Source organism: Marinibactrum halimedae, from assembly GCF_021234875.1.
Lineage (GTDB): Bacteria > Pseudomonadota > Gammaproteobacteria > Pseudomonadales > Cellvibrionaceae > Marinibactrum > Marinibactrum halimedae.
The window spans coordinates 141008-153393 of sequence record NZ_JAJQVM010000001.1 but is presented as its reverse complement, the minus strand read 5'-3'; the positions used below and the strand labels follow the sequence as shown (position 1 = coordinate 153393).

Sequence of the window (12386 nt, the reverse complement as noted above, 5' to 3'; positions counted from 1 at the left end):
AGGTGGTAGCATTGAGAACATTGAAACGACAGTCACTACCGCACCATTCGCCATTAAAAGATCAAAAAATAATCAAAATTTTCAAACATGCATAAAAAAAGGGTGCTTGCGCACCCTCTTTCATATGGTGGGTCGTACTGGATTCGAACCAGTGACCAATTGGTTAAAAGCCAACTGCTCTACCAGCTGAGCTAACGACCCGAATTTTGCGAAATTAATCGCTAGACACAGAGTACAGCAAGAAGTGCATAACAAAATGTCTATTTAAAAAGTAAGGCAAACAGCATTACTCAATAATTGGTGGGTCGTACTGGATTCGAACCAGTGACCAATTGGTTAAAAGCCAACTGCTCTACCAGCTGAGCTAACGACCCAAAGGAGGCGCATATAGTACTGATCTAAAATCAAAACTCAAGCGATTTTTAACGACTTATCCCGTGCCAATAGCAAAATAAGTGGATAAGAAACAATCAGTTACTGTTTGATTGAAATATTTGTCCTTAAAGCGCTTAATACTTTACTGAATTCTCAAACTACAAAAGGAACTTACAAATAACGAGTTGGGTCGGCCAAGCCTGCTTGAGCAAACCCTTCTTGCCGCAATCGGCAGCTATCACATTTTCCACAAGCCCGACCCAAATGGTCTGCCTGATAACAAGAAATCGTCAAAGAGTAATCAACTCCTAAATCGGTACCCACTCGAACAATTTCCGCTTTCGTCATCTCCATAAGGGGGGCTCTGATGGACAACTTATTGCCCTCAACACCGGCCTTAGTCGCCAAATTTGCCATAGATTCATAAGCCCTTATAAATTCTGGACGACAATCGGGGTACCCCGAATAATCGACCGCATTCACGCCAATAAAGACATCATTGGCGCCCAATACCTCGGCCCAACCCAAAGCAATCGAGAGAAACACGGTGTTGCGTGCAGGAACATAGGTGACAGGAATGCCTGTACTCTCTTCTTCCGGAACATCGATATCATCGTCTGTCAACGCAGAACCACCGATGGCCCGCAAATCCAATGCAATCACTTTATGATCAATTGCGCCTAACTGCTTTGACGAGACAGCCGCTGCTTCAAGCTCCGCCCTGTGTCGTTGTCCATAATCAAAACTCATGGTGTAACAGTCATAGCCTTCACTTTTCGCTATGGCCAACACAGTCGTGGAATCTAACCCACCCGATACCAGCACCACGGCCTTTTTTTTCTCACCTGCCATACTCACACTTGTTTACCTTTCGCATTCAACACTATTATCAGCAAAACTTTTTTATGCACTGAAGCTGCCATATTTCAAAACCAATACAAGATTGTATTTAATGGCCTGGTACATCTCCCCATAAATATTTATGCAATTGCATTTGAAATCGAACGGGGAGGTTATCTTGTATAATCCATTCCGCCAGATCTCTAGGCTCAACTTGCCCAAAACTTGGCGAGAACAATACCGCACCCACTTTATCGACCAGTTCAAGCTCATCCAATTTAAACTTTGCCCACTCATAATCTTCACGATTACAAATTACGAACTTAACTTGGTCGTTTCGAGTCAACCTCGCTAGATTCATCCATAGGTTCCGCCCCACCTCTCCTGACCCAGGTGTTTTTAAATCCATGACCTTTGTCACGGCAGTAGGGACTTTTTCAACACTGATTGCACCGCTGGTTTCAAGAGAGACGCTGTATTTGCGAGTGACCAAACAATCAAGTAACTCAATACACCCCACTTGAGCCAAGGGCTCTCCCCCTGTCACACAGATGTTTTGTGGTTTATAGCTTTCAATTTTCGACAATAACTCTTCGAGAGAAAAACGCTCACCACCATGAAACGCATATTCAGAATCACAATATTGACACCTTAAAGGACACCCAGTAAGCCGAACAAATAACGTTGGCAAGCCCACTGTTAACGACTCACCCTGCAGTGAGTAAAAGATTTCTGTTATCCGAAGAGTTGTTGAAGACATCGTAAAGCTCTAACTATAAAACACAATATAAAGTCCAGAAGGTTGCTATGCTGCACTGCACGGAACCCTGAATTGTTCAAAGGGCGCGCAGTTTAACGGATTCACAATAAAAGAAAAACGACCAATACACTGGCCATTATTCATTAGTAATCATTACTAAGAAGGAGGGTATCGATAAGAAGGTCGATATCGATGAAACAGGCGCTACTCACAAAACATACAAATCGAGCAGCGCTCATTAAACAAACACACCAACGTTGATAAAGATGCGTTTATTTATGGGAAATTCACTTGTAAGTATTCTTTTGCCAATGAGGACGCATTACTGTTGCCTTCTGCTAACTCGACCAGCAATGACTTAGCGGCTGAAGAGTCCCCAGATTGATGGTAAACCTTGGCAAGCTTAAATTTAGCATCAGAAACTTTACTGTGGTCTGGATGGGCACTGAGCAAGCGAGAAAACCATTGTTGTGACTCAGCCAACTGCCCCTTACTCAATGATATTTCCCCTAACCAATATAATGCGTTCGGCGCGTACAAACCATCAGGAAAATCATTTAAATATTGGGATAACAAACTAGACGCACCATCAAAATCCTTCTTCTTCAACAGTAGATCAATCGCTTGACGATAAAGATATCGCTCACTGACCTCCTTGATGACAGGTTGTGCCGTGTTATTCATCGAACTTGGCAACGATGAAGGCGTACCCAAATCGGCGGCACCACTCGAAAGATTCGTAGCTTGGTTTAACCTATCTGATTGGCGCGTAGCAGGAGACATTCCACTCTTAGATAGATCACTCACACGTCGATCCAAATCCATATAGTCGTCTAAACGCTGTTGTTTTAGGCGCTTTATTTCAAAGGCTTGTTGCTCTACTAAACCTCGTAATTCAAGCACTTCTTGCTGCAAGAGCTGAAAATTATAAAAGAGATCTGTAGAGGCATTGACGGGTTTAGGCGGTGGGGGTTGATTTGTAGGATAGGACGTAGCGGAAGCAGGATTGCGTTCCTGAGAAGAAGAATCAGGTTGAGAGTCAAACACTCTTGCTTGACTAAAAACATTTACACTAAATACGGTGGCTACAATAGCCACCGTGATCATTTTCAAGGTCATGAAAAATTACTTAAGCTCTACACGACGGTTTTGCGACCAAGAAGACTCACTCATACCTAAAGCCAATGGTTGCTCTTCACCGTAGCTAATGGTTTCGATCAAACTGGCATCAACCCCTTGAAGTACAAGGAAATCACGAACTGCGTTCGCGCGACGCTCACCCAAAGCCATATTATACTCACGAGAACCACGTTCGTCTGCATGACCTTCCAAACGAACAGAACGAGGGCTGGACTTTAACTCTGCCGCATGCCCAGCAAGAGCGATACGCGCATCAGGGCGCAAAATGGCTTGGTCAAAATCGAAGTAGAAGACCGTATCCAATTGCACTTCAGGCTCGGTAGGCTCATCAACAACACTGCCACTATCAGCGCCCATAGAACCGGCGCCAGTATCAGCTGGAGCAGGTTCTGGAGCCTCAGTAGTTTGAGTACTGCTACAACCTGCCAAAACAGCAGTAAAAATAATTAGCCCAAAGCCCTGTTTTAACATTTTCATTTTTTCACTCCCAGTTTTTGTTAATTCTTAATTCTATAAGTTACTTGCACACAATTTCTGTGACGCTTTTAAGTAAATCTGCTTCAGCTGTGATCTGAACTGTATTAATTATTGCAAAAATGGAGACCAAGCAGGCTCCCTGACATCACCCTCTTGCGAAGGCAATCTGAATTTTACACCTGCATCCAATGAAACCGCCGCCAGTATACCTTTGCCATTATGCTGTGTCGCGTAGAGCAGCATAGCGCCATTAGGGGCAATGCTTGGAGATTCGTCCAAATGTGTTTCAGTAAGTATTCTCATATCGCCCGTTTCGACATTCTGTGCGGCAATATGAAATACACCATCCTCCCTATGCACCATCACCATCGTCTTGCCGTCCGGAGACAAACTCGAACGAGCATTATAATCACCATAAAAGGTTAGGCGCTCCACTCTTCCGCTGGCAAGAGTAACTTGGTAAATCTGAGGCTGTCCACCGCGATTTGATGTGAAAATGATGGATTTTCCATCTCCACTCCAGCTCGGCTCAGTATCAATAGCAAAATGATTTGTGATTCTCGAATATCGCTTTGTCGCAATATCCATTGTGTAAATTTCTGGATTACCATCTTTAGACAAAACAAAGGCTAATTGCTTTCCATCAGGAGACCAGCTTGGTGCACCATTTAAGCCTTGAAAATTCGTCATTTGTTGACGTTGGCCAGAAAAAATATCTTGGATAAATACCGCTGGACGAGAGGTCTCAAATGAAACATACGCAATTTTTTTGCCATCCGGTGACCAACGTGGTGAAAGTAAAGGGTGTTTAGACTCTAAGATAGATTGTTCACGCGCGCCATCCGCATCCGCTCGAACAAGTCGATACGTAGCATTTTTAGGGTTCGACTTATCACGCTGAACCTCGACGTAAGCAATTTTTGTAGAAAAAGCACCGCGAATGCCGGTGATTTTTTCATACACCTTATCACTGACAAAATGCGCCAAACCGCGCAAATCTTTAGGTGATGCGGTAGCGCGGTCACGATCAATTTGTCGCTGATTTAGTACATCATACAACTCATACCAGACTTGGTAATTACCACCGACATTCTCTATCCCACCAATAACCAAATATTCACCACCCAATGCACGCCAGTCGCGATAAAAAACTTCTGATGCCGATTGAGGTAATGCCAGCATATTTTTTCTGGGGATAGGGTCAAACTGACCACTACGCTGTAAATCGGCCGACACAATAGCGGCAACATCCTCTGGAAGCCCCACTGGGGACTTAAAAGGCACAATCGCAATGGAAGTTGGATTATCACTACCTTGTGTAATTTCAATGGTTAATTCTGCCCGAGCGAATACGCTTGTGACGATTACCGCAATACCCAATGCGACTTTTTTAATAATATGGTTTCTCACGTATCCCCCATAAAAACTAGAGTCTTAAATCCTCAGGCTTAAACACGAGTCGAAGCTGACGAAAGTAGCGTTCAAATACTTCGGGTTTAACATCTTGAAGCTCATTAAATTGCTCGGCCTTTAATACCGCTTGTTTCGCAGAGCGATCAAAAGCCGCGTCACCGCTCCCTTTTACAATCGTGACATTAATAACACGTCCTGTTGGTACAAGCTGTATAAGTAATTCACATGTCATTCCTAATCGTGCCGACGGAGGTCGACTCCAATACTGCTCCACTCTAGACGCAATTAAGGCCACATAGCTTTGAGCCGTCGCTTCAGCTTGCTGCTCTGCCAGCATAGCCTCTTCCGCTGCTTGGGCGTCAGCCAGCTCTTGCTGTAATTGCCTATCACGCTCTTGTTGTTCTAAATTTTCAAGCTCACGAGCCATTTCTTTTCTTAATCGCTCTTGCTCGGCTTTTTCACGTGCTGCTTTTTCTTCTGCTTTTTTCTTTTCTAATGCTTTACGTTCAGCCTCTTTCTTCTTTGCTAAGGCACGTTGTTTTTCACGCTCGCGTTTACGTTGCGCTTCTTGACGTTTTTTTTCTTCGGCTTTCTTTCTAGTAAGGTCAATCACCTTAGGCTTTGGTTTCGCGACTTGTTTAGGAGACTTTTGTTCCAGCTGCACCAGTTTCGCTTGAACAACTTTGGGCTTAGTGTGTTTAGTAACATCCTGCTGAAGCCCCCACCCCCAAGTCACCACCAAAAGAATGGCCCCATGAAGGACTAAACTGATGAAGATGGGGAAAACCAAACTCCGACCTGATTGATGATGCCGAAACCTATTTGGATCAGACATGCTAACTTTGTGGCTCCGTCACTAAGCCGACCGAATCCGCTCCGGCCGCTTGTAGTTCAGTCATTAACTTTACGACTTCGCCATAAGGTACGCTCTGATCTCCCCAAACTAAAACCGGTGTTGAGGGTTTTTGACGTAAAACCTTTGCAATAGTTTCTTTTATTTGGGCCAAAGGCTTTTTAGCCTCTTGGTCACCCCCTAAATTCAAATAAAAAGAACCATCCGCTTTGACTGAAACAATCAACGGCTCTTCGTCGTCATTCTCCATTGGAGCAGAAGGCGCTTGGGGTAACTCCACTTTAACGCCTTGCATTAGCAGGGGGGCCGTCACCATAAAGACCACCAACAACACCAGCATCACATCGATATACGGAACAACGTTAATTTCCGCCATGGGTTTTCGCTTACCGCCTTTACGAGCCGCCATGATTATTTACCCGGTGATGAATGCAGTTTGCGATGTAACAATGCCGTAAATTCTTCGGAAAAAGTTTCAAAATTGCCACTGAGTGATTCCGCTCTTGCGGAAAAGCGGTTGTAAGCCAAAACAGCTGGAATCGCGGCAAATAATCCCATTGCCGTTGCAACCAGCGCTTCTGAAATACCCGGAGCTACCGTAGCAAGTGTGGCCTGATGAACATTGGCCAACCCTCTGAAGGAGTTCATAATTCCCCAAACCGTACCAAATAAACCGATATACGGGCTTACCGAAGCAACACTGGCCAGAAATGGAAGATTGGCCTCGAGCTTTTCTTCCTCCCGAGCAAGCGCCACTCTGAGTGCCCTTTCCGTCCCCTGCATAATCACACCGGGGTCGGTTGCGCCTTGTCTTCGCAGTCGGGAAAACTCATAGAATCCCGCTCGAAAAATATTCTCAATGCCAACGGTATTTTGCTTTCCTACCTTAGCTCGATTGTAGAGTTCCGCTAAATCCACACCCGACCAAAATTCTTTATCAAACCTTACAAACAGGGACTTTACACGGCTTTGGTATGCGCCACATTGGAGAATCATCACCCAAGAAACCACTGAAGCCAAAAACAATAACCCCATAACCCCCTGCACCAAAACACTGGCTTCTGCTATGAGAGACCAAATCGATAACGGCTCAGCTTGCCCCATATTACTGTTTTTCCTTAATTTACTTTGTTATTTACCGTTTAACGGCACTATTTGTCATTATTACGAATGTCTTTCTCACCCGCGTGATTATTTAACAAACCTACCTAATTGCAAAGGGCTGATCCTCTTATTTAGCCACAGGGCATTCATTCATTTTTTAAAATGTTAAAGCCTTCATAGCATTTTGCCATCTGTTTCTGCCTGCAACCAATTATTGACTGAAACGCGTATAGGCATCGGTATTTGAGTGGGCTTCATTGTATCTTGATTAACGCAACCCACTTTTATAACTCCTTCACACAATACGTCTCCATCACGCACTACACTCTGCTTAAACAGCAAAAAAGTTCGAGCACTTCTTTCAATAGCCGTCGTGACGATTAATTCATCATCCAAACGTGCAGGGCTTAAGTATTTTACCTCTGCGTTTGCAACCACCATCAACTGCCCAGTTTCACTAACGGCAGCCTTGCCATGCCCAAGAGATCGCAATAATTCCGTACGAGCTCGCTCCATGAATTTTAAATAATTCACGTAATACACTATTTTTCCCGAGTCAGTGTCTTCAATATAGACTCGAACCGGCCATGAAAACTGCCTCATATAAACTCCGAGGTTTTATAGGTGGGTCACGTTGAACGGTACATGAACAAAAAGAATGGATTTATGAATCTTTTAACTTAGTTGGCATCGGCAAACCAAAATGGGAATAAGCATGCTCGGTGAGTACTCGACCACGCGGCGTTCTTGCGATAAAACCTTGCTGGATCAAATAGGGCTCAAGAACATCCTCAATCGTGTCTCTCTCTTCACTGATGGCCGCCGCTAAACTCTCAACACCAACCGGACCACCACCAAACTTTTCGAGCATGGCAGTCAACAATCGTCGGTCCATATGATCAAAGCCTTTATTATCCACATTCAACATGTTAAGTGCTTGGTCCGCAACTTCTTCGGTGACAAAGCCATCAGCCTTCACTTCGGCATAATCCCTCACTCGCCGCAGTAAACGATTGGCAATTCTCGGTGTACCACGAGCACGCTTCGCTACTTCTAAAGCTCCAGTTTCAGCGATATCGACACCCATCAAACGACCTGAGCGCTGAACAATGTGAGTTAAATCTTCAACATTGTAATATTCAAGGCGCTGCACAATGCCAAATCGATCCCGCAGAGGGGAGGTGAGTAAGCCAGCACGAGTGGTGGCACCCACTAAGGTAAACGGGGGTAAGTCGATCTTGATAGATCTGGCGGCAGGCCCTTCACCGATCATAATGTCCAACTGGTAATCTTCCATCGCCGGGTAGAGCACTTCTTCAACCATAGGGCTCAATCGATGGATTTCATCAATAAAGAGCACGTCTCCAGGGTCAAGATTGGTCATAATAGCTGCTAAATCACCGGCTTTTTCGAGCACGGGGCCAGAAGTGGATTTCAAGGTAACGCTCATCTCTTCGGCGATAATATTGGCTAATGTGGTTTTACCTAACCCCGGCGGGCCAAACACCAGCGTATGATCCAATGCCTCCTTTCGTGCACGTGCTGCCGTGATGAAAATCTCCATCTGCTCCTTCACAACCGGCTGCCCCACATACTCTTCCAATTTACGTGGACGTACCGCCCGATCAACCGCATCTTCTGCGGGCTTTACTGTGGGGGATATGACACGCTCAGCATGCAATTGATCTTTTTCGATCATAAAACTCTCTTTTATCAGGCCGAGATGTAACCGCTATTAAGCTGGCAATGTTGAACGAAGCGCTTCACGAATCAAGTCTTCACATCGTTCAAACCGTTTTGTCTTGGCAACACGACCAATCATTTTCGCCGCCTCAGTCGCCTTGTAACCCAATGCAATCAGTGCATCTTGCGCTTCTGACTCAATATCGTCAGTTGATTTAGCTTGTGGCTGACTGGCCTCTTCCAACTCCCATAATGGAGACGATTGTGTTTTCCAATCCTTCAGGCGATCTTGCATTTCGATAATCATACGTTCAGCCGTTTTTTTACCCACGCCAGGCACTTTGACGAGTGCTGCCGTATTACCCTCGCTGACAAAACGTACAAAATCATCTGCCTCAACACCAGACAGTACTGCTAAGGCCATTTTGGGCCCCACACCATTCACTTTAATAAGGGCACGAAAAAGTTGGCGCTCAGACTCGGATGAAAACCCAAAAAGTTGATGGGCATTTTCACTGATCGATAAGTGCGTGAACAGAGTGACAGCTTCGCCCAATTCCGGTAATCGATAAAAGCTCGTCATAGGTGCCTGAACTTCATAAAACACACCATTCACATCAATTAACACCTGTGGAGGTAATTTTTCGGCCAACAAGCCACGTAAACGACCAATCATAATCTGTTTTATCACCTTATTTTTGAACCCAAAAGACAACTCCGATTTGGGCTTATTGAGAAAGGAGGAAGTAAAAGTGCCTTAAAAACACAGAGCTTACACAAGTCGCCCTCTTCGAAAAGTTTGTGCAGAAGCAGTACGCATGAGGTAATGGCGGGTATTGGCATGACACAGTGCGACAGCCAATGCATCTGCAGCGTCTTCTTGTGGCATTGCACTGAGCCGCAAGAGGTGTTTTACCATATGTTGAACTTGACGTTTATCGGCGGCACCGCTGCCAACCACAGACTGTTTTACCTTTCGGGCTTCGTATTCAGATACTTCCAAACCCAAATTCACACCAGCCACAATCGCAGCACCGCGCGCTTGACCAAGTTTCAGTGCGGAGCTGGCATTCTTCGCCATAAAGACACTTTCAATGGCCATCTCTTCTGGATGGTACTCTTCAATAATCTCTGTGACTGCACTGAAAATGCGTTTCAGTCGCTCGGGAAGAGAACCAGCGGGCAAGCGAATAACACCACTACTGATGTATTCATTTTTACCATTTAACGTATTGATGATACCGAAACCCGTTTTTTGCGAACCCGGATCAATACCCAGTACCAGAGCCATAAACAAAACCTGTTAATTCGTCCAGTGTCAGAGTTTGACCATCTTGAATGGGGGGGTCAAGAGAAATGAGTCAGCGTGCCGAAGTGAAGAGTCTTAAAGATGAATAACGCGTTTATAAGAAAAGTAAGAAACCATTATTCACTAATGGTTTCTTGTGCTTCCATAATCACAATCGATTCACCGTCTGCCGTGGTATGTACCGTCTTCGACTTCATTGCAGGAGGATTTCCAAATACCACTTTTACGGCATGGGCGCGACTAGATTGATAGCCACTGGCATTCGTTACGACTTGAACGTTTAAGTAATAACGACCCTCTTCAGAAGACAGTACCGATATGGGGATTTCAATGGTATTCGATTGGGGCGACACCTCTGAATACTGAATTTCGCCGCCCACTAAGATGTTGTCTGGAGATGAAATAGAGAACTGAACATTATCAACCGGCTGTAACAACTTAGCAGATAAGGTAAACGACTCCATAACACCGGGGTTTGATTTCCCATCATAATCATTAGTAAATGTCACTCCTGCACCAGGCTTCATATAGCCTTCGGAAGCAGAATGCGAGTCATCATGATGGTGCTTGTCCGTAGATGCTAAAGCCATCGCGCCTTTCTCAGTGTTAGATGAGTGGCCACTACATGCCAACAGCAGGGTTCCTGTACTCAAAACAGTTCCAAACATAATAAAGCAAACAACCTTACTCAGCTCTATTGTCATGTAAATTACCTCTTAAGAATTTGCAATAGTGAATGAAAAACAGTTTTGAGTAATCGATTCGTTAATCCCTCTGCTCCCGAGCCTTGAATCCGTCACATCAAACAAATAGGTGCCAGATAACGTCTGTACCAATAGCTCCGAATTACTCACACTAGAGTTTCCAACAATAACAATATCACCACCCTGATAACCAAAAACATCCGGATTGGTTAATCCACCACTTATACGAACTATAGCCAAATCGTAGTTGCCAAAAGGCACGTTCTCTAATTTAAAATAAGCCCGGTTCCCTAATTTATTACGCTCCCCAAAGGCATTATTTAAACAAACCGTTTCCGACGTTCCAATTTGTATGGTTCTGTAAATTGGAAGAGGGCTGTCTACTCCAGCATTAACGGTTTCACGTGTACTTCCTGAGTTAGCCTCATTCGTACCCACTGCATCTTCAACATGAATCTCTTGCTCTGCTGCCAAGGCATCAATAGGTATTTCCAAAGAAGGGTAAGCCGACTTAAGTTCTGTCAAAAACAAATGGATACTGGTGAAAAACTCTGCCGAACGATAACTGGCACTGGTCATGACATCATAGATGGAAGCCAATCCATCACTTAACGTATCCGAGCCATCATCAAGAGCATCAAAAATATCGTACAAAATAGATTGCACCGAGGCTTCGCTATACCAACCTTTAACAAGGTTCTCATTATTTTCAATGTCAAACGAAATAGCGGATCGCTGCATATTACCCAAGCTGTCTTTGTACAACGAGTCATCTAGCGCCATCGCTGCAAGTGCGTTGCCCCACCCTTCACCAAATGCAAGACGCATATCTAATTTACTGGATTGCGTATGATTGCCACCTATTGAGTCTGATCGAGACAAATTGTCTTCAAAATAATGCCCCCACTCATGAGCAATCACATGAGAATCGTATTCATCGGTATCCGAATCTGCAGCACCCAAGAGATAAATCACTTTCTCACCAGAAGTGTAAAAGGATGTGAAAATTTCTCCCTCCGCTAAATTACCAAATACTGAACGATTTCTCGTACTCCATCTCACTTCCGAAGCAGGGAAAATAACATCAGGATCAACATCAACAAATGCCCGAACCGTAGTGTAGATCGTATCAATAATGGCAAATGGAGCAGCAACTCGAGCCGAATCATTGTAGGAGTTAGTCGTGGCATTCCAACCTGAACCAGCATGGAGATCTCTGGTTGAATCAGCAGAACCCACGGACACCAATGACCCTTGAAGCACGTAAATTGAATTACCGCTAGTATTATCCGTTACTTTAAAATCGTATTGCGCTCCCGAGGTGGAAATAATTTCAGCTCTTACTCGTACACGGACAGTAGAGTTAGCAGATACTTGAAAAGAATAGCTCCCATCTTCCTCATGAGTAACGGTTCTGCTGAGTTCATTGTCTGCGCTATCCAATAAGACAACCGTTACTCCACGAGCGGGTTCTTGAGTAATATTGTTATAGTCCAACCCGTAGGGTGACTCAGAGTTATGGTTTACTTTATCAAACGTGATTGTGCCAGAAAGCGTTACCATTGAAGGATCAGTGCCGCCACCAGTGTTTCCACCATTACCGCCGGAAGAAGAACCGCCTCCGCCACATGCTACTAAGCTGGTATACACCAAAAAAACCAACAGATTTCTAATAACAGCTACCGTCATACCACTATTCCTCAAATGGCGTGCTTTACATCGTATTCA

General features: G+C 44.6%; 14 protein-coding genes and 2 tRNA genes. All 16 read right to left on the bottom strand.

Annotation, left to right across the window (positions count from 1 at the left end; all coding sequences use genetic code 11):
• Positions 1-125 precede the first annotated feature (125 nt).
• The 16 genes from LU351_RS00670 to LU351_RS00595 all read right to left on the bottom strand — a co-directional run bounded on the left by LU351_RS00670 (position 126) and on the right by LU351_RS00595 (position 12347).
• Positions 126-201 (bottom strand) — tRNA-Lys (locus LU351_RS00670).
• A gap of 97 nt (positions 202-298) precedes the next feature.
• Positions 299-374, bottom strand: a tRNA-Lys gene (locus tag LU351_RS00665).
• A 172-nt stretch (positions 375-546) separates the two neighbouring features.
• Positions 547-1227, bottom strand: a complete 681-nt coding sequence (gene queC, locus LU351_RS00660; RefSeq protein WP_232592064.1) for a 7-cyano-7-deazaguanine synthase QueC — start codon at positions 1225-1227, stop codon at positions 547-549.
• A gap of 97 nt (positions 1228-1324) precedes the next feature.
• Positions 1325-1975 (bottom strand): 7-carboxy-7-deazaguanine synthase QueE, encoded by a 651-nt coding sequence (queE, locus tag LU351_RS00655; RefSeq protein ID WP_232592063.1) that lies wholly within the window; start codon positions 1973-1975, stop codon positions 1325-1327.
• Positions 1976-2251: 276 nt separating this feature from the next.
• Positions 2252-3094 carry a tetratricopeptide repeat protein gene (locus LU351_RS00650; RefSeq protein WP_232592062.1) on the bottom strand — a complete coding sequence of 281 codons (843 nt, stop codon included), beginning with the start codon at positions 3092-3094 and terminating at the stop codon, positions 2252-2254.
• 6 nt (positions 3095-3100) lie between these two features.
• Positions 3101-3592 carry a peptidoglycan-associated lipoprotein Pal gene (gene pal, locus LU351_RS00645; RefSeq protein ID WP_232592061.1) on the bottom strand — a complete coding sequence of 164 codons (492 nt, stop codon included), beginning with the start codon at positions 3590-3592 and terminating at the stop codon, positions 3101-3103.
• A gap of 108 nt (positions 3593-3700) precedes the next feature.
• A complete protein-coding gene (gene tolB, locus LU351_RS00640) occupies positions 3701-4990 on the bottom strand; it encodes a Tol-Pal system beta propeller repeat protein TolB (protein ID WP_232592185.1) in 1290 nt (429 codons plus the stop codon).
• Positions 4991-5018: 28 nt separating this feature from the next.
• Complete coding sequence (gene tolA, locus LU351_RS00635; protein ID WP_232592060.1) at positions 5019-5840, bottom strand: cell envelope integrity protein TolA; 822 nt, start codon at positions 5838-5840, stop codon at positions 5019-5021.
• A 1-nt stretch (position 5841) separates the two neighbouring features.
• A complete protein-coding gene (gene tolR / locus LU351_RS00630; protein ID WP_232592059.1) occupies positions 5842-6267 on the bottom strand; it encodes a protein TolR in 426 nt (141 codons plus the stop codon).
• A 2-nt stretch (positions 6268-6269) separates the two neighbouring features.
• Positions 6270-6962, bottom strand: coding sequence for a protein TolQ (gene tolQ, locus LU351_RS00625; protein WP_232592058.1), 693 nt, complete (start codon positions 6960-6962; stop codon positions 6270-6272).
• 174 nt (positions 6963-7136) lie between these two features.
• Positions 7137-7565 carry a tol-pal system-associated acyl-CoA thioesterase gene (ybgC, locus tag LU351_RS00620; protein WP_232592057.1) on the bottom strand — a complete coding sequence of 143 codons (429 nt, stop codon included), beginning with the start codon at positions 7563-7565 and terminating at the stop codon, positions 7137-7139.
• Between the two features lie 61 nt (positions 7566-7626).
• Positions 7627-8661, bottom strand: coding sequence for a Holliday junction branch migration DNA helicase RuvB (gene ruvB / locus LU351_RS00615; protein ID WP_232592056.1), 1035 nt, complete (start codon positions 8659-8661; stop codon positions 7627-7629).
• A 36-nt stretch (positions 8662-8697) separates the two neighbouring features.
• A complete protein-coding gene (ruvA, locus tag LU351_RS00610) occupies positions 8698-9321 on the bottom strand; it encodes a Holliday junction branch migration protein RuvA (protein WP_232592055.1) in 624 nt (207 codons plus the stop codon).
• 96 nt (positions 9322-9417) lie between these two features.
• The gene (gene ruvC, locus LU351_RS00605) at positions 9418-9936 is read right to left on the bottom strand and encodes a crossover junction endodeoxyribonuclease RuvC (protein ID WP_232592054.1); all 519 of its coding nucleotides are present in this window, start codon (positions 9934-9936) and stop codon (positions 9418-9420) included.
• Between the two features lie 134 nt (positions 9937-10070).
• Positions 10071-10658 carry a hypothetical protein gene (locus LU351_RS00600; protein WP_232592053.1) on the bottom strand — a complete coding sequence of 196 codons (588 nt, stop codon included), beginning with the start codon at positions 10656-10658 and terminating at the stop codon, positions 10071-10073.
• A 12-nt stretch (positions 10659-10670) separates the two neighbouring features.
• Positions 10671-12347: a hypothetical protein gene (locus LU351_RS00595; RefSeq protein ID WP_232592052.1), complete on the bottom strand. Its 1677-nt coding sequence runs from the start codon at positions 12345-12347 to the stop codon at positions 10671-10673.
• Positions 12348-12386 lie beyond the last annotated feature (39 nt).